General features: G+C 65.4%; 14 protein-coding genes and 1 pseudogene. 9 read left to right on the forward strand and 6 right to left on the reverse strand.

Annotated features, from left to right (window positions below):
* Positions 1–129: 129 nt before the first annotated feature.
* The gene (locus NG698_RS16545) at positions 130–738 is read left to right on the forward strand and encodes a phosphatidic acid phosphatase (protein WP_374210011.1); all 609 of its coding nucleotides are present in this window, start codon (positions 130–132) and stop codon (positions 736–738) included.
* A 13-nt stretch (positions 739–751) separates the two neighbouring features.
* Here the strand turns inward: NG698_RS16545 and NG698_RS16550 are convergent, their stop codons facing one another.
* The 5 genes from NG698_RS16550 to NG698_RS16570 form a co-directional block, all read right to left on the reverse strand.
* Complete coding sequence (locus NG698_RS16550) at positions 752–1,099, reverse strand: hypothetical protein (protein WP_252599640.1); 348 nt, start codon at positions 1,097–1,099, stop codon at positions 752–754.
* A gap of 15 nt (positions 1,100–1,114) precedes the next feature.
* A complete protein-coding gene (locus NG698_RS16555; RefSeq protein WP_248763517.1) occupies positions 1,115–1,543 on the reverse strand; it encodes a universal stress protein in 429 nt (142 codons plus the stop codon).
* Positions 1,544–1,596: 53 nt separating this feature from the next.
* Positions 1,597–2,901 (reverse strand): aminotransferase-like domain-containing protein, encoded by a 1,305-nt coding sequence (locus NG698_RS16560; RefSeq protein ID WP_252611081.1) that lies wholly within the window; start codon positions 2,899–2,901, stop codon positions 1,597–1,599.
* Between the two features lie 56 nt (positions 2,902–2,957).
* Positions 2,958–3,833 carry a hypothetical protein gene (locus NG698_RS16565; protein WP_252611083.1) on the reverse strand — a complete coding sequence of 292 codons (876 nt, stop codon included), beginning with the start codon at positions 3,831–3,833 and terminating at the stop codon, positions 2,958–2,960.
* Positions 3,834–4,018: 185 nt separating this feature from the next.
* Positions 4,019–4,576: an NAD(P)H-dependent oxidoreductase gene (locus tag NG698_RS16570; protein WP_252564526.1), complete on the reverse strand. Its 558-nt coding sequence runs from the start codon at positions 4,574–4,576 to the stop codon at positions 4,019–4,021.
* Positions 4,577–4,696: 120 nt separating this feature from the next.
* On the opposite strand from NG698_RS16570, the gene NG698_RS16575 reads away from it, so the two are divergent.
* From NG698_RS16575 to NG698_RS16605, 7 genes and pseudogenes are all read left to right on the forward strand, one after another.
* Complete coding sequence (locus NG698_RS16575) at positions 4,697–5,305, forward strand: TetR/AcrR family transcriptional regulator (protein ID WP_252599637.1); 609 nt, start codon at positions 4,697–4,699, stop codon at positions 5,303–5,305.
* Positions 5,306–5,665: 360 nt separating this feature from the next.
* Positions 5,666–6,649: an ABC transporter permease gene (locus NG698_RS16580; RefSeq protein WP_252599636.1), complete on the forward strand. Its 984-nt coding sequence runs from the start codon at positions 5,666–5,668 to the stop codon at positions 6,647–6,649.
* 2 nt (positions 6,650–6,651) lie between these two features.
* Positions 6,652–7,626, forward strand: coding sequence for an ABC transporter permease (locus tag NG698_RS16585; protein WP_252599635.1), 975 nt, complete (start codon positions 6,652–6,654; stop codon positions 7,624–7,626).
* On the forward strand, positions 7,623–9,854 hold the full coding sequence (locus tag NG698_RS16590) for an ABC transporter ATP-binding protein (protein WP_252611085.1): 2,232 nt from the start codon (positions 7,623–7,625) through the stop codon (positions 9,852–9,854). Before NG698_RS16585 ends, NG698_RS16590 begins: the two co-directional genes overlap by 4 nt.
* Before the next feature lie 48 nt (positions 9,855–9,902).
* The gene (locus tag NG698_RS16595) at positions 9,903–11,621 is read left to right on the forward strand and encodes an ABC transporter family substrate-binding protein (protein WP_252599633.1); all 1,719 of its coding nucleotides are present in this window, start codon (positions 9,903–9,905) and stop codon (positions 11,619–11,621) included.
* Positions 11,622–11,781: 160 nt separating this feature from the next.
* On the forward strand, positions 11,782–12,852 hold the full coding sequence (locus NG698_RS16600; RefSeq protein ID WP_252611087.1) for a Gfo/Idh/MocA family protein: 1,071 nt from the start codon (positions 11,782–11,784) through the stop codon (positions 12,850–12,852).
* Between the two features lie 614 nt (positions 12,853–13,466).
* A pseudogene (locus NG698_RS16605) lies at positions 13,467–14,567 on the forward strand (S8 family peptidase).
* Between the two features lie 140 nt (positions 14,568–14,707).
* Here the strand turns inward: NG698_RS16605 and ald are convergent.
* Positions 14,708–15,826, reverse strand: a complete 1,119-nt coding sequence (gene ald / locus NG698_RS16610; RefSeq protein WP_252611089.1) for an alanine dehydrogenase — start codon at positions 15,824–15,826, stop codon at positions 14,708–14,710.
* A 233-nt stretch (positions 15,827–16,059) separates the two neighbouring features.
* On the opposite strand from ald, the gene NG698_RS16615 reads away from it, so the two are divergent.
* Entirely contained in the window at positions 16,060–17,277 is a 1,218-nt protein-coding gene (locus tag NG698_RS16615; RefSeq protein ID WP_252599629.1) for a PucR family transcriptional regulator, read from the forward strand.
* Positions 17,278–17,349 lie beyond the last annotated feature (72 nt).

Raw genomic sequence — 17,349 nt, forward strand, 5'->3', positions numbered from 1 at the left:
CTGGGCGTCCTCAATACCTTGCATCCAACCAGTCTTAACGACCAGCCCGGCAAGTCCAGCAGGCGCGCCTTAAACCACCCAAATTGTTCAGCAGCGTCCTAGGTCGCCGGGACTAAGAACATCAACACCGTGAACCAAACCGCCATTCAGTCCAGGAACCGGGCCGCCAGATGGCTGACAGAGGTATTCCAACCACCGGTGGTAGTGACGCTTCAGCTGCTGGTCAGCCCTGTAGTCGAGGCCGGATTCCCAGGCACCATCGGCTATGGAGCCTTGGCTGCGCTGTTTGTGTGCGTACTGCCGCTCGTTGTGCTCCTGGGGCTCGTAAGGCTGGGCAAGGTCACGGACCACCATGTCAGCAACCGCAAACAGCGGGCACCCGTACTGCTCATGGCACTGGCGTCCGTGGCCGCCGGCCTGGTGGTGCTGCAGGCCGCCGGTGCGCCGCGAAGCGTGATGGTCATGGTGGTGGCCATCGTCGGCGGCATCGTTGTGCTGGCCGCCGTGAGCCCCTTCTGGAAGATCAGCGGCCACGCGGCGGCGGTGTCGTCGGCGGCAGTTATTTCCGTTCTGATGCTTGGTCCGGCCTGGCTGCCGTTACTCCTGCTTGTTCCCGCCGTCGGCTGGTCCCGGGTGGTGCTCCGCGCGCACACCCTGGCACAGGTGGTGGCCGGGTCGCTGTTCGGCGGTCTGGTGATGGCCGGCCTGTGGTGGCTTTTGCGCGGGTGGCTCCTCTAGCGGAAGCCTGGCGTCAGTAGCCGTAGGCGGAGTAGGCCGTCATCATCTCGACCATCTCGAGATTACCCGCCATGGCGTCAGCCAAGGCAGGCAATGTGGCGAACATCAGGCCGCCCAGAACCAGGGCAATGCCTGAGAGGGCAGCGAAGAATTTCCAGTCGCCGCGCAGCACGCTCTCCAGGGTCTCCGGCAGGAGCAGCCCCGGCGCGATGAGGTTGGGGGCGCTGTCCACGGAGCCGTCATCCAGCAGCGCAATGACGCGGCCGTTGCCGCGGTCCACCCGCATGGAGCAGATGTGGTTGCCGTGGCGGCCCAGGAGAATGTCGTGGCCTACAAGTTGGCGGCGCTGAAGAGTAAGCAAGGGCCCCGTTGGCAGTTAGTCGGCGTCGTAGGTGTTGGCGATATAGACGTCGCAGGTGGCGTTGTGAGCCACGCTGTTGGCCACGCTTCCCAGGACCCGGCCAATGCCGCGCATCCGCCGGTTGCCCACCACGATCATCTTGGCGCCCAGGCGCTCGGCTTCCTTGATGAGCGCTTCGGCAGGCTTGCCGCGGGCTGCCGAGTAGGTCACCTTGATGGAACCGGCCAGGGCCTCGGCCACTGTCTTGGCAACATGCTCGGCACCGTCGGCGTCGGAAACGATCCACTGGTCGCTGCCAGAGCCGAAGACCTCAGTGCGGTCGCTGTCGAAGGCTGAGACGACGTGCAGCGAGGCGCCCACGGCGGCGGCGAGATCCCGGGCCGATTCGGCGGCCTTCTTGGCGGTGCCGCTGCCGTCAACGCCAACAACAATAATTCCGCTCATGCTTTGGACTCCTCTTTCAGTTTCACTCTTGGCCACACTCAGTCCGGCCAACGTTACAGCGCTCCCAGGGCTTCGCGCAGTACCGGGGCCAAGCGGCGGACACCTTCCTTGATGGCGTCGGGCGGCACCGCGCTGAACGCCAGCCGCAGCTTATTGGACGGCGAATCGGACGGTGTGAAGGCAGCCCCGGGGATAAAGACCACGCCGGCGTCGATCGCCTTCTGCAGCAGGGGATAGGTATCCACGCCTGCCGGCAGCGTGACCCAGACGAAGAAGCCGCCTTCCGGGCTGGTCCAGCTGGTGCCGGCTGGCATGTGTTCGTCCAGGGCGGCCAGCATCGCCGTGCATCGTTCGGCGTAGAGTCCGCGGTAGGTCTCGATCTGGCCCTTCCAGTCATAGTCGCTGAGGTAGGCGGACACCAGCATCTGGTTCAGCGTCGGAGGGCACAGCGTGACAGATTCGGATGCCAGGTAGTAGCGCCGCTGGAGGTGCTCCGGGACCAATGCCCAGCCGATGCGGAGACCAGGGGCGAAGATCTTGGAGAACGATCCCATGTAGATGACATCGGCGGGGTTGGCCGCGCGGAGCGGTGCCAGATGTGTCCCGTTGTACCGGAGGAGCCCATACGGGTTGTCTTCCAGCACGAGAATATTCGCGTTCCGGCATATATCAACAACCCGCTGGCGGCGTTCCCCGGCCAGGGTGATTCCTGAGGGGTTGTTGAAGTTGGGGATGGTGTAGAGGAACTTAATGTTCTTTCCGGCTGTCTGGAGGGCGGCGATCCGGGCCTCCAACAGCTCAGGCACCAGGCCGTCGTCGTCCATTTCCACGGTGGCCACCTCCACCTGGTACGCCTCAAACGTATTGAGGGCACCCACGTAGGTGGGGTTCTCGACCAGCACCACGTCGCCCGGGTTGCAGAAGACCTTGGTGGCCACATCCTGGGCCGACTGGGAGCCTGCGGTGATCACCACATTCTCCGGGACCGCGTCCAGGATTCCTTCTGCCGCCATCACCTCGCAGATCTGGGTGCGCAGTTCTTCCGTGCCCTGCCCGCCGCCGTACTGTAGGGCCGTGAGCCCTTCGTTGGCGATGATGCTTGCCGCCGTGGCGGCCAGCCGCTCAAGCGGAAGGGATTGCAGGTACGGACTGCCCCCGGCAAGGGACACCAGTCCGGGGCGCATCGAAATGTCGAAAACGTCCCGCACTGCTGACTGCTTAATGTTGGCTGCGCGCTCCGAAAACAGCGCCTCATGGGGATGGGTGGCGCGGTGGGCGGACGTGGCCGCGCGCTCGATGGCATCAATGGCTTCGGCCGGTAACTGCACTGCGCCGGCATCAAGTGTTTCGTGGCTCACATCTTCAGGATACAGCCGGCAGTTGCCGATAAGGCAACATCTGTTGATCAGCTGCGCTACTGGAGGCGTAGTGCCTCGGCGAGCCTCACGCCGTTGACGTAGACCTCGGCGCGGATGGCGCCCACCGAGGCGACGGCGGTCTGCGTGAGTTGGGCCTCGATGCGCGGGATGTCGCACACCCCCGCCGGACGGATCGAGCCGGACAGGTAGACCGTTACGGCCGTGCCGTCGAAGGTGCCGGACAGGAACGTGAGGGTTGAGCCGGACAGGGAGTTGTACAGGCCGGGGGCGGGTTCTGCGGTGTTGTCCAGCAGGGCGCGCATGGCATTGGCCAACGGTTCCGTGGAGCCAGCCACGGTGCGGCGGACGCCGGCCAGGCTGTCGTTGCAGCCAAAGCGCACACCTCCCGCCCCGCCGTCGTCGAGCAGCACGTAGTAGGCGGTCACCGTCTGGGATCCGCCGGACTGGCCAGGGGCCGGCTGGGCCGGGGGCGGGGCCGAGGACTCGGGGGCCGGCGAGGGGCTTGCTCCCAAGGCAGTAGTTGTACCGGGTGCCGCGGCGGCTCCGGGCGCGGCAGTTCCGGACGCCGGAGCGCTGCCCGGGCCCTGTTCCAGTGTGCGGGGCGCCCCGCCGGACGCGTGGCCCGAGGGCTCGGAGGGCGAAGCGGCGGACGAGCCGGTGGTTTCGGCGGGTACGGCGGTGACCGGCGGGGGTGCCTGCGGCTGGGGAATCGGAACCAAGGGCGGCTGGACGCGGTCCGAGTGTTCAATGGTGGTTGCGCCGGGCGCGACGGTGCTCCCGGCAGACGGGTTGGAGGTGGGGGCGCAGCATCCCAGCCACAGCGGAAGCGTAAGTGCTGCCGCCGTCGCCATCAGCTTTCCGGCGCTCCGCCTGCCTGCCATGTCCGCACCGCGTTCCATCCCCGAATGCATTCCGTGCATTAAACGTTACGGCGGTCCCTCAGCCCTGAAAATGCCCGCGAGGTACCGGTTGGAACAAGACTTGGTCACACGTGCGGGCGTGAGCGCCACTCCGCTCACGGTGCGATAACAAATGCCCCGGCCACCTTGCGGTGCCCGGGGCATTTGGGTGCTTGGCGCTGCTGCGTGCGGCTGCCTTACGCTGCCGGCTGGGCGGCGGCGAGTGCGTCGAAGACGCCCTTGATCTGCTCCACTACCTCGGCATCGTCCTTCGGGTGCAGCTCGGCAAAGCGGACCATGGAGCCCGGGACGGCGAGCTTGACGTCCTCGAGCACCTGGGCGCCGGCAATGCCCACCGCCTTGCGGGCTTCGTCCTGTGCCCACACGCCACCGAACTGGCCAAATGCGGTACCGACGACGGCGGTGGGCTTGCCGGAGAGGGCGCCGGCACCGAAGGGGCGGGACAGCCAGTCGATGGCGTTCTTCAGCGATGCTGGCACGGTGCCGTTGTGCTCCGGGGTCACCAGGAGAATAGTGTCGGCGTCGTTGGCTGCTGCGCGGAGGGCGGCGGCAGCAGCGGGAACCTGGCCCTCGACGTCGATGTCCTCGTTGTAGAACGGGATGTTGCCCAGGCTTTCGTGGATGACCACGTCAACCTGGTCGGGGGCGTTCAGCTGGATGGCTTCGGCGAGCTTCTGGTTGGTGGATTCGGCGCGGAGGCTGCCAACAAGGGTGAGGACGGTGCTCTTCGACATACGGACTCCTGTAGTGGGGCCGCGGCTGGGCCGCTGGCCGGTGGAAGGTGGAGGCTTGGTGCCTTCATGGTCTAAACGGACCGTAGTCCGATTATTATTCCCGGGTCTAGGATATGGACTGTGAGCTTTATCCCGCTGCTGCCCGGTTCGCTCTCCGGCCCGCCCGCTGAGCGCAGTGATGCTGCCCGGAACCGTGAGCGGCTGTTGGGCGCGGCGCGGGAGCTGATTGCCGAATGTGGCCCGGACGCCCTGACCATGGACAGGCTGGCCGAGCGGGCCGGCGTGGGCAAGGGCACCGTCTTCCGCCGATTCGGCAGCCGCGCCGGGCTGATGATGACGCTGCTGAGCGATTCCGAGGCCGCCTTCCAGGCCCGCTTTATGTTCGGCCCGCCGCCCTTGGGGCCGGGCGCGCCGGGCCTGGAGCGGCTGATCGCCTTCGGTGCTGAGCGGATCGCGTATGTGATGGAGCATGGGGACCTGGCGAGGGCGGCCGAGGCTTCGGCCCGCAGCCGGTACGAGGTCCCGGCAGTTAAGCTGTGGCAGCGCCACATCGAGCTCCTCCTCCGGGAGGCTGGCATGGATGCGGATCCGCTGCTGATGGCCATGTCCCTGGCCGCAACACTGGATCCGGACCGGCTCCTGCACGCCGTCCGCGTCCACGGCCTGGCGCCCGAGCGGCTGACGGACTCCTGGCGGGAACTTGTTACGCGGGTGGTCCGCGGGCGGTAGAGTACGCCTGGATCCAGTGGCTCGTCCAGTCACATCAATTCCACTGAATTATTCATAACAATCTGATACGGAGCGCGCGGATTCCGCTCAGGTGCCCGCATTTCGGACGCTACTCTGTGGTAGTTTCCTCTGGAATGTGACCCGCAACATAGTCCACCCGGACTTGCTCTGCGCTGGTCGCGGGAGGCCGGCCACACGCTGGTGGGGACCCGGTGGCGGCGAGACCCGTTGCTGGCCGGGAAATCGGAAGGATCTGGAACGTGGATGTAGTGAAGGCAGGAACTCCGTTGCCGGCCCAGGGGCATCCCTTGGAGTGTTCGTCCGCGGTCCTGGTGGCAAAGATCCTGAAGTAGCTGCCACATGATCAGGTACCTCGCCAAGCGCGGCATCACCTACGTCTTTATGATTTTCCTGACCACGTCAGCCGGCTATTTCCTGGCGGTCAGCTCCCTCAAGCCAGCCCTCCTCGAGCAGGAGCGGATTCCCCGGCCCACACCCGAGCAGGTCGCCAACTCCATGCGCCTGAAAGGCCTGGACCCGGACCTCAGCCCGTGGGAGCGCTACGTTGAGTGGCTCACCGGGATCATGACCCGCTGGGACTGGGGCCGCAGCCCCAACGGCGCCTTTATCAACGCTGAATTCGGGGACCGCGTCTGGATCTCCACCCGGCTCTTCCTCGCATCCATCGTCCTGACGCTGGTCATCGGCGTCGCCCTCGGGGTCTACTCGGCGGCCCGGCAGTACAAGTTCCAGGACCGGGTGATCACCTCCTACAGCTACCTCGCGTACATCGTGCCTGCGCCCATTGCCTACTTCCTGGTGCAGCTCGGTGCCATCAACATCAACGAAACCGTCGGGGAGCGCATCTTCTTCGTGACGGGCATCTCCACGCCGGGCATGCAGCCTGGGTGGGCGCAGTTTGTGGACATGGTGGCCCACTATGCGGTTCCGACGATCGCCATCACGCTGGTCGGCTGGGGTTCGTACCAGATCGCGCAGCGCCAGTACCTGCTGGACAACGTCAATGCGGACTTCGTCCGGACGGCACGCGCCAAGGGGCTGACGCGGAACCAGGCCATCACCCGGCACGCCCTCCGGGTTTCCTTCATCCCGGTGGCCCAAAGCATCGCCTTCACTATCCCGGCCATCTTCGCCGGTGGCTTCTTCGCCGAGAAGATCTTCGCCTGGCCAGGAGTGGGGTCCTGGAGCATTGACGCCATCTCGCTGCAGGATGTGAATGCGGCCACGGCCACCCTCGCCTACGGCTCGGTCATCTTCGCCCTGGGCGCCATCCTCGCCGACTTCGCCACCACGCTTGTTGACCCGAGAGTGAGGGTGCAGTAGCCATGACCAACCTCAATGCCGTTGATCCGGCAGCAGTGGCGCAGGATGCGCATCTCGAAAATGCCGATGTGGTGATCGCCAAATCCACCATCATTTTCCGCCGCTTTATGCGGAACAAAACTGCCGTCGCCGGGCTGGCGGTTTTCCTGGGCCTGACCATCTTCTCCTTTGTCGGCGGGTTCTTCAGTCCTTGGGACAAGGAGACCATCGACCCCTTCAATATCGGCATGCCGCCTTCCGGCGACCACTTCCTGGGCACGTCGCAGGCCGGCATCGACCTCTACGCCATGACTGTCGAAGGCACCAGGATCTCCATCATGATCGGCCTGATTGTGGGCCTCGTATCCGTCCTGGTTGCCGCGGTCTATGGCTGCACCATGGCCTATTTCGGCGGCAAAGTGGACAAGGTGATGCTCTTCGTTCTGGAGGCCCTCATCATGATGCCCGCCCTGCTGGTGGTGGCAGTGGCCACCAGCGGCGGAGGGGACGGCCTGAAGAAGAACCTCCCCAGCTGGCTCCTGCTGATCATCGTGCTCCTGGTATTCAGCTGGATGGGGACCGCGCGGCTTATCCGCTCGATGTCCATGTCGCTGATGCAGCGGGACTTCGTCAAGGCGGCCCAGTACATGGGCGTGCCGCCCCGGCGCATCGTGTGGCGGCACCTGGTCCCCAACATCGGGTCGCTGCTGGTCCTGGACATCACCCGCGGCGTCACCGGGGCCATTCTCGCCGAAGTGGCGTTCTCCTTCATCGGCATCGGCATCAAGGTGCCGGATGTGAGCCTCGGCGTGCTGATTGGCGGCGCCACGTCCCAGGTCCAGACCTTCCCGTGGATGTTCTGGGTCCCGCTCACCGTGATGTTCCTGCTCACGGGATCCCTGGCCATGATGAACGATGGCCTGCGTGACGCCTTCGACCCGAGCTCCAGTTCGGTTGGCCGGGCCAAAAAGAACAGCACAGAGAAGATGAGCAAATGAGCACCTTCCTTGAGCCGGCGGACCCGGCCCCCACAGCGGCCGAGCGGCTCCACATCGCCGGTCTCCACTCGCCGTCGGACGCTGTCCTGTCCGTCCGGGACCTGAACGTCAGCTTCAACTCCGAAAACGGGGCTGTGCATGCCGTCCGGGGCGTCAACTTCGACCTCATGCCCGGCAAAACGCTGGGAATCGTGGGGGAGTCCGGGTCCGGCAAATCGGTAACATCGCTGGCCATCATGGGCCTGCTGCCCGCCACGGCCGAGATCTCCGGCTCGGTCAGGCTCAAGGGCAGGGAACTGCTGGGCCTCAGCGACAAGGCCATGTGCGCGTACCGCGGCAACGACATAGCCATGGTGTTCCAGGACCCGCTGTCCTCCCTCACGCCGGTGTACACCGTGGGGACCCAGATCACCGAGGCCCTCACCATCCACAACCCCGGCATGAGCAAGGCGGCGAAGGAAACCCGCGCCGTCGAACTCCTGGCAATGGTGGGCATTCCCAGCCCCAGGAACAGGCTCAGGGCTTTTCCGCACGAGTTCTCCGGCGGCATGCGCCAGCGCGTGATGATCGCCATCGCCATCGCCAACAACCCGCGCGTGCTGATCGCGGATGAGCCGACGACGGCCCTGGACGTCACCATCCAGGCCCAGGTGCTTGAGGTGCTGCATACGGCGCAGGAGGAAACGGGCGCCGCCGTCGTGATGATCACGCACGATCTGGGCGTGGTGGCGGGCATCGCCGACGACATCATGGTGATGTACGCCGGTAAGCCGGTGGAAACCGGCAGCGTGGATGACATCTACTACGATCCCCGGATGCCCTACACGATGGGCCTGCTCGGGGCGGTGCCACGCGTGGACGTCGCGGAGAAATCGTCGCTGGTCCCCATCGACGGCATCCCGCCGAACCTCCTGCACACCCCCACCGGCTGCTCCTTCGCACCGCGGTGCCCGCTGGTGACCGACGCCTGCCTGGACGGCGAGCCCGCTTTGAGCCCGGTTCCGGGAACTGGTTACCACCAGGCGGCCTGCATCAAATCCGCTTCCCTCGGCGGGGACGTGGATGTCCACGAGATCTTTTCCGCCCCGCCGGTCCCGGTCTCGCGCTTTGACCTCATCCCCCGCGGGGACCGCTCAACCGTGCTGGAACTCAAGGATGTCCGCAAACACTTTCCGCTGACCAAGGGTGCTCTGCTCAAGCGGCGCATCGGCACCGTGAAGGCCGTGGACGGCCTGAGCTTCGACATCCGCGAAGGCGAGTGCTTCTCCATCGTGGGCGAGTCCGGTTCGGGCAAAACCACCACCCTGCTGGAAATCATGGAGTTCCACAAGGACCAGGACGGCGAGGTGATCATCGGCGGCATCAGCAACAAGCAGGCCGCCGACGCCAAGACCAAAAGCGCCATGCGCCGGGAAATGCAGATGGTTTTCCAGGATCCCACCGGCGCCCTGGACCCCCGCTTCACCGTCTACGAGGTCCTGGCCGAGCCGCTCCAGAACGCCGGCATGGATAAGCGGGCCATCAAGAAACGCATCATGGAACTGATGAATCTGGTGGGCCTGCAGCCGGACCACGTCAACCGGTTCCCCAACCAGTTCTCCGGCGGCCAGCGGCAGCGCGTGGGCATCGCCCGGGCACTGGCCGTGAATCCCAAGCTGGTGGTCCTGGACGAGCCCGTGTCCGCGCTGGATGTCTCGGTCCAGGCCGGCGTCATCAACCTCCTGGACAAGCTCCGCGCGGAGCTGGGGCTCAGCTACCTCATGGTGGCCCACGATCTGTCCGTGGTCCGCCACATCTCCAACCGGGTGGCCGTGATGTACCTGGGGAAGATCGTGGAGATCGGGGAGGTGGACCGGGTTTTCGACAACCCCCGCCACCCGTACACGCGCGCCCTGCTGTCCGCGATCCCTGTCCCGGACCCGCAGTTCGAACGCACTCGGGAGCGGATCATCCTACAAGGGGACCTGCCGTCTCCGTTGGATGCCCCGAAAGGCTGCAACTTCGCCACCCGCTGCCCCGTCTTCGCGGCGCTTCCCGCTGCGAAACAGGAGCATTGCCTGACCCTGGAGCCCCCGCTCGAGGCCGTGCAGCCTTCCGCTGCCGTGGAGATTCTGGAGGCCGGCCCGGTGCCCACACCGGATCAGCAGTTCGCCTGCTTCTTCCCGGATGGTGAACTGGACGAGCACATGCTGGTGGTCCACGAAACGGCGGAACCCCATGCACCCTGATTTTTTCGACCCATCACAAGCACCACCCGCACCTATGAAGGGAAAACCATGAGGAATCTGACCAAGATCGGCGGCGCAGCGGCCATTGCCGCAGCCCTGACGCTGACGGCCTGCGGCGGTGGCGGAACACCCACCGGACCGGAAACCGCCAAGGGGCAGGGAACGGGCAGTGACCTGGCCAAGCTCATCAGCATCAACGAGAAGCCGGCCGCTGATCTTGAGCCCGGCGGCAAGGTCACCCTGCCGCTGGGCAGCATCGGGCCGGATTTCAACGGGTTCTCCAACAACGGCAACAGCTCCGACAACTCCGCGATGATGGCCCCGATCAACCCGGTGGCCGTGAACAGTGGCGGCATCGGCGGTTGCTGGAAGGTCGACTTCGTCGGCAAGGCAACGCCGAACAAGGACTTCTGCGAGTCGGTGGAGAGCAAGGTTGTGGACGGCAAGCAGACCGTCACCATCAAGGTCAACGACAAGGCCACGTACAACGACGGCACGCCGATCGACATCAAGGCCTTCCAGAACACCTGGAACATCCTGAAGAGCCCAGATGCCGGCTACGACATTGTGAGCTCGGGGGCCTATGAATTCGTTGAGTCCGTCGAGGCTGGCAGCAGCGACAAAGAAATCATCGTCAAGACCACCCAGCCGGTTTACCCCGTGGATTCGCTCTTCTTCGGCCTGATCCACCCGGCCGTGAACACGCCTGCGATCTTCAACGAAGGCTTCGTGGGCGAAATGCATCCGGAATGGATGGCTGGCCCCTTCAAGGTGGACCAGTACGACGCCGCAGCCAAGACCGTCACCATGGTTCCCAACGACAAGTGGTGGGGCACTAAGCCGGTTCTGGAAAGCGTGGTCTTCCGCCAGCTGGAAACCAGCGCACAGATCGCGGCTTTCAAGAATGGCGAGATCGATGCCATGTCCGCCAACACCATCGCCCTGTACAAGCAGCTTGAGGGCACCAAGGACTCCGAGGTCCGCCGTGGCCAGCGCCTCTTCGCCGGTGGCATGAACATCAACGCCCAGAAGATCACCGACGTCGCCGTCCGCGAGGCCATCTTCGCCGCTGTTGACCGCGAAGCCCTCCGCAAGGTCCGCTTCAATGGCCTGAACTGGGAAGAGCCCAGCTCCGGTTCCATGATGGTTCTGCCGTTCTCGGACTACTACCAGGACAACTACCCTGTGAAGGAAACCGGCGCGGACGTTGCCAAGAAGGTCCTGACCGACGCCGGCTACGCGCCCAACGCCGCCGGAATCATGGAGAAGGACGGCAAGCCCGCCGCCTTCAAGATCAGCAACTTCGGTGACGACCCCACCACCCTCGCCTTCACCCAGACCCTGCAGAAGCAGCTCCAGGCCGGCGGCATGGATGTTGGTATTGACCAGCGTGCCTCCGCCGACTTCGGCAAGGTCATCGGCGGCCGCGACTTCGACATGAGCGTCTCCGGCTACACCGTTGGCCCGGATGCCACCGACGCCGTCAAGCAGTACTACGACTCCAAGGTCAACGAAAACGGCCTGGGCGACGCCGAGCTGGACAAGAAGATCGCCGATCTCGCGTCCATCGAGGACAACGCCGAGCGCAACAAGGCAGCCATGGAAGTTGAAAAGGAGCACATGGCCAAGTACTTCTCCATGGGTGTTGTGATGAACGGCCCGCAGATCTCCTTCGTCCGCACCGGCCTGGCCAACTACGGCCCGTCCCTGTTCCAGAGCCTCTCCCAGGTTCCGGACTGGTCCACCCTGGGCTGGATCAAGAAGTAACATTTCCTGACTGAATCAGCGCTATACGGCGAAGGCCGGCACAGCCCGCGAACCGGGAAGTGCCGGCCTTCGTCGTTCCCGCCCCCCGGACGCTCTCTCACCTTTCGCAGGTTTTTCCGGATCGCTCTCTCACAAGTGCTGGCGGGGTAGCCTAGCCCTTATGACCGGGACTGAAGCTGAACGCACTATCCGCACCGCCGTCGTCGGCTATGGACTCTCAGGGAGCGTTTTCCACGCGCCGCTCATCGCGGCGGATCCCCGCTACTCGCTGGACGTCGTCGCCACGTCCGACGCCGGCCGGCAGGCTGCCGCGACGCAGCGGTGTCCCGGCGCCAAAACAGTGCCCGACGGCGATGCGGTCCTTGCGCTCGCCGGTGACCTTGACCTTGTGGTGCTGGGGACCCCGCCGGCCACTCACTTCCCGCTGGCGAAGGCCGCCCTGGAGGCCGGGCTCGACGTCGTCGTCGACAAGCCGTTCGCCGTCAGCAGTGCCGAGGGGCAGGAGCTGATCGCCCTCGCGCAGCGGCTGGGCCGGGTGCTCACGGTCTTCCAGAACCGGCGCTGGGACGGCGATTTCCTCACGGTCCGGAAATTGCTGGCCGGCGAAGCCTTGGGTGCCGTGACCCGCTTTGAGTCCAGCTTCGAGCGCTGGTCCCCGGACATCTCCAAGGCGTGGAAAGCCAGCGCCACGGCGGCGGACGGCGGCGGCGTGCTGTTCGACCTGGGCGCCCACCTTATCGACCAGGCGCTTTTGCTGTTCGGTCCAGCCGCCGTGGCCCACGCGGAACTGCAGGCGCGGCGTCCGCACGAGAAGGTGGACGATGACGTTTTCCTGGTGCTCAACCACGAGTCGGGGGTGACCAGCCACCTGAGCATGAACATGCTTTGCGCCCAGCAGGGCCCGCGCTTCCGCATTCTCGGATCCACTGGCGCGTTCACCAAGCACGGGATCGACCCGCAGGAACCGTACATCGTTGCCGGCGGCAGCCCGCTGGACACTGAATACGGCGTTGAGGCACCGGAATGGGCAGGAGCCCTGGGCCGCGACGGCCACCTCGATCCGCTGCCCACGGAACGAGGTGCCTACCCCGAGTTCTACCGGCTCCTGGCAGCCAAGATCGACGACGGCGGCACCTCCTCCAACCTGCCCCTCCCGGTAGACCCGGCAGACGCCGTCGAGGTGCTGAAGATTATCGAATCAGCCCGGGCTTACGGAACCGCCGGCTGTTGAAATTGCGTGAGGTGAGTCACTAAGGTCTCTGTTGCGGGTGATACCGAATTGTTGGGCAGGTGTAGCCCGGAAGGATCCGAGGCAAACAGCCGTCAGGGTCGTGATCGATTGACTCTTGCCAGCGGCACCTGCGATCGTGTGGTGCCCGCCGGCAGAATTGGAGCAACACCATGCAAAGGTTCACCAAGCTTGTGGCGCCAATCGGGGCACTAGCCCTCGCCATTGGCCTTTCGACCGCCGCGGCTCCTGCGGCGTTGTCGGCCAATGGGCAGTCTGTCCAAACCGTAATGCAGGCAAATGCCCAAGCCGGAAGCCAAACCTACATCGTCCTGTACAAAGCCAACGGCGTTTCCCGCGCTTCGCTTGCGGCAGTGCAGGGCGCCGGCGGCACGGTGGTGCAGGCTTATCCGCAGATCGGTGTGGCCATTGTAAAGTCGGACCGCGGCGGCTTTGATGCGGCCCTGCGCGCAGCAGATTCTTCCATTCAGGGGGCCGCTTCCACAGCAGGCTTCGCCGTGGCTGTCGAAGACGACAACTCCGGTGCGGCTGTGGCGGCCATAGCACCCGGCGCCCCGGCACCCGGCGATGACAACCTGGCCGCACTCCAGTGGGATATGGACCAGATCCAGGCCCCGGCCGCCCGGGCGATCAACGGCGGCAGCGCCTCGGTGGTGGTGGGCGACATCGACACCGGACTGGACCACACGCACCCCGACCTTGCCCCGAACGTTGATTTCTCCAGGAGCGTTTCCTGCGTTGGCGGCGTCCCCAACACGGACCCGGCGGCGTGGATGGACAACAACGGCCACGGCACCCACACGGCGGGAACCATCGCAGCCGCGAACAACGGCATCGGCATGGTGGGCGTTGCGCCGAACGTGAAGATTGCCGGGATCAAGGCCGGCGACGACGACGGATTCTTCTACCCCGAAGCCGTGGTCTGCGCCTTCATGTGGGCAGGATCGAACGGTATCCAGGTCACCAACAACAGCTACTTTGCCGATCCCTGGCTCTTCAACTGCAAGAATGACCCCACCCAGCGGGCCATCTGGGAAGCCGAGCGCCGGGCCATCAAGTTTGCCTAGCAAAACGGCACCACAGTTGTGGCCTCGGCAGGCAATCAGTCAGACGACCTGGCTCATCCCACCCAGGATGTCACCAGCCCGGATAACACCACCGCGGTCACGCGCGACATCACCAACGCCTGCGCCGTGGTTCCGGTGGAAGTTCCGGGCGTGATCGGCGTGAGCGCCAACGGCAACAAGCTGATCAAGTCGTTCTACTCCAGCTACGGTGTGGGCGCCGTCAGCGTGATGGCGCCTGGTGGAGACTCGATCCTGCAGCAGACGGCGGCCGCCACTAACGGCCGCGTGCTGTCCGCGTGGCCTTCCGCTGCCGCCGCATCCTGCCCCAAAGTGTTGACTGTGACGGACGGAGCCGCCCGCTACTGCTACCTGCAAGGCACATCGATGGCCGGACCTCACGTTGCCGGTGTCGCGGCGCTGGTGGTCAGCACCGGAGTCAGCAAACCGGGCACCGTGGCATCGCGGATCAACACCACCGCCGACAAGATGGACTGCCCCGCTGACATGAGTGTGTACGCCCCGTTCCCTGCAACGGACAACGGCGCACCCCAGGTGTGCCAGGGGGGTGCCGGCTACAACGGCTTCAACGGCCACGGCCAGGTGAACGCTCTCCGCGCGGTCGGCGGCTGACCCTGTCGAAGTCCGCCGGAATGGCAGTCATCCAACGCGTGCTGCTCCTTCGTCGCTTTGACGCACGCTTACTGGATGGCTGCCATTCCGACGATAAGTGCGCAGCGATTCCCGCGGTCGTTCTCGCACCATGGGGAGAGTTACGCGGAAACCAGCTCGTGCCAGTCCGCCACGAGGGGCAGGTTGTGCGCCTCGGAGACGGAGTGGTGTGCCACGTGGCCGGCGGCGATGTTGAGGCCGGCGGCGAGGGCCGGGTCGCGGTCGAAGGCGGCCTTGACGCCCAGGTTGGCCAGGGCCACGGCGTAGCGCAGGGTGACGTTGGTCAGCGCGTAGGTGGAAGTGTTCGGGACGGCGCCCGGCATGTTGGCAACGCAGTAGAAGATCGTGTTGTGGACCTTGTACGTCGGTTCCTGGTGTGTGGTGGGGTGCGTGTCCTCGAAGCAGCCACCCTGGTCCACCGCGATGTCCACGAGCACGGAGCCGGGCTTCATGCGGGACACGAGTTCGTTGCTGACCAGCTTGGGGGCCTTGGCGCCGGGGATCAGGACGGAGCCGATGACGAGGTCGGCGTCGACGACGGACTTCTCGATCTCGTAGGAGTTGGAGGCAACTGTCTTGAGTCGGCCCTGGTACTGGGCGTCGAGCTCGCGGAGGCGGTTGATGTTGATGTCCAGGATGGTGACGTCGGCGCCCAGGCCCAGGGCCATCGCGGCGGCATTGGTGCCGGCAACACCGGCACCCAGGACAACCACCTTGGCCGGGCGGACGCCCGGTACGCCGCCGAGCAACACGCCCTTGCCGCCGGCGGGTGCCATCAGGGAGGTGGCGCCGACTTGCACGGACAGTCGGCCGGCAACCTCGGACATGGGGGCCAGCAGCGGCAGCGTCCGGCCTTCCTGCACGGTCTCGTACGCGATGGCGGTGACGCCGGAGTTGATGAGCGCCTGCGTGAGTTCCGGCTCTGCGGCGAGGTGGAGGTACGTAAAGAGGATCATGCCCTTGCGGAAGCGGTGGTACTCGGCCTTGATGGGTTCCTTGACCTTCATGACCATGTCGGCCCGGCCCCAGACGTCGTCGGCCTCGGCAACGATTTCGGCGCCGGCGATCGCGTATTCCTCGTCCGTGATCCCTGAGCCCAAGCCTGCGCCGCGCTCCACCAGGACCGTGTGGCCGTGGGTGCGGAACTCGTGAACGCCAGCAGCGGTGATGGCGACGCGGAATTCGTTGTTCTTGATCTCTTTGGGGACACCGATGATCATTTGTGGCTCCATACTCTCAGGCCGCGTAGGCCCGAAATTGCGGGGAAGGTTGTGATTCCAGAATAAATCCGGCTGTGACCCAGCTGACAGGAAAGCGGGGTCCGGGGCACGCATACTCAGCGTCATTCCGGGAATTTTTGCTCTCGTGGGTCGACAAATGTTCAGCGTGAGGGCGTCAGGTGTCGCCTGCTGTTCGTTCGCCCGGATGCCTGCCGGAGCAGTAGGGTTACCCCATGCAGCAGGACGTGGAACAACTCGTGGAGCAGGTGGCGCAGAAGCTTGGCCGGGGACTGTCGCTGGAGGACCTGGACGGCCTGCTGCTGGCTTACAGCTCCAACCAGTCCCACGCGGACCGGGTCCGGGTGAACTTTTTGTTGAGCAAGCGGGTCCCGGCCGATGTCAGCGCCTGGCAGCTTTCCCATGGCATCGCCACGGCGGTCCGCCCGGTAGCGATTCCCGCCAACCAGGACCTGGGGATGCTGGGCCGGGTGTGTGTTCCGTTGATGGTGCGCGGTTTCCGCGTCGGCTACCTCTGGGTGCAGCAGGACTCGGCAGAGGAAAGTCCGACGGCGATCCTCTCCCAGTTGCCGGACGTGACCCCGGAGATCGAGCTGCTTTCCGGCCTGCTGCTGGACTCCAACACCGCCGAGTCCGAATTCCGGCGGGGCCGCGAACGCGAGTTCCTGGCCGCCTGTTCCGGCGAGGCCAACGCGGTGGCCGCCGTGGCGGGCCGGAAGGAAATCCAGGGCAAGGGGCCGTGGCAGATGGTCACCGTGCTCGACGCCGATGGCTGGGCCGGCGGCCCGGATCCCATTGCTTCCACGCTGATCCACCGCTCAGCCGCCCTGCAGGCCACGGTGGGGGTGGACGTGGCGCTGTTCAGCGCCGGCACGGAAACCCATTCGGTGGTGCTGTTCCGTGAGTCGGTGGGCCGGGCAAACCATGCCCAGGTGCTGGTCCACTACCAGCTGGAGCTGGCCAAACGTTCGGGCCGGCCCGTGCACCGCATCATCCTGGGCATCAGTGAGGGTTTTGCCAAGCCGCGCGAGCTTGCCGAGGCATACCGGCAGTCCAAGCAGGCGGCTCAGGCGGCGGCTGTGGACCCCCAGCTGGGCGAACTGGTGGACTGCCGCGCCACCGGTGTTTACCAGCTGCTGGCGTCGGCGGGCGGGGGAGCCGGCGCCTGGGCTGACTCCGGGTCCGTATATGTGCGGATGCTGGAGGACCACGACCGCAACGATGAGCTGCTCCCCGTACTGGAGCTCATCTACGATAACGACGGATCGGTCCAGGACGTGGCCACCAAACTCCACCTGCACCGCAGCAGCATCTACAACCGGCTGGGCCGCATCCGGCAGCTCCTGGGCGTGGACCCGCTGAAGGGGATGCCCCGGCTCGAACTTCATGCGGCACTGAAAATGCGGCGCTGGGCGGCCCGCCCGCGGATCTAGCTCGCGTGCCGGGATCCAACACCCGGGACTCAACACCCGGGACCCGCCCACCCTGCGCCAGCTTACGACGGG

This window comes from Pseudarthrobacter raffinosi, from assembly GCF_023913735.1.
GTDB lineage: Bacteria > Actinomycetota > Actinomycetes > Actinomycetales > Micrococcaceae > Arthrobacter > Arthrobacter raffinosi.

Excerpts from the sequence above, each read along its gene's own strand:
- NG698_RS16595 (WP_252599633.1), top strand. The coding sequence starts at position 9,903 with ATGAGGAATCTGACCAAGATCGGCGGCGCAGCGGCCATTGCCGCAGCC.
- NG698_RS16600 (WP_252611087.1), top strand. The coding sequence starts at position 11,782 with ATGACCGGGACTGAAGCTGAACGCACTATCCGCACCGCCGTCGTCGGC.
- NG698_RS16565 (WP_252611083.1), bottom strand. The coding sequence starts at position 3,833 with ATGCATTCGGGGATGGAACGCGGTGCGGACATGGCAGGCAGGCGGAGC.
- NG698_RS16570 (WP_252564526.1), bottom strand. The coding sequence starts at position 4,576 with ATGTCGAAGAGCACCGTCCTCACCCTTGTTGGCAGCCTCCGCGCCGAA.
- NG698_RS16555 (WP_248763517.1), bottom strand. The coding sequence starts at position 1,543 with ATGAGCGGAATTATTGTTGTTGGCGTTGACGGCAGCGGCACCGCCAAG.
- NG698_RS16580 (WP_252599636.1), top strand. The coding sequence starts at position 5,666 with ATGATCAGGTACCTCGCCAAGCGCGGCATCACCTACGTCTTTATGATT.
- NG698_RS16615 (WP_252599629.1), top strand. The coding sequence starts at position 16,060 with ATGCAGCAGGACGTGGAACAACTCGTGGAGCAGGTGGCGCAGAAGCTT.
- NG698_RS16585 (WP_252599635.1), top strand. The coding sequence starts at position 6,652 with ATGACCAACCTCAATGCCGTTGATCCGGCAGCAGTGGCGCAGGATGCG.
- NG698_RS16590 (WP_252611085.1), top strand. The coding sequence starts at position 7,623 with ATGAGCACCTTCCTTGAGCCGGCGGACCCGGCCCCCACAGCGGCCGAG.
- ald (WP_252611089.1), bottom strand. The coding sequence starts at position 15,826 with ATGATCATCGGTGTCCCCAAAGAGATCAAGAACAACGAATTCCGCGTC.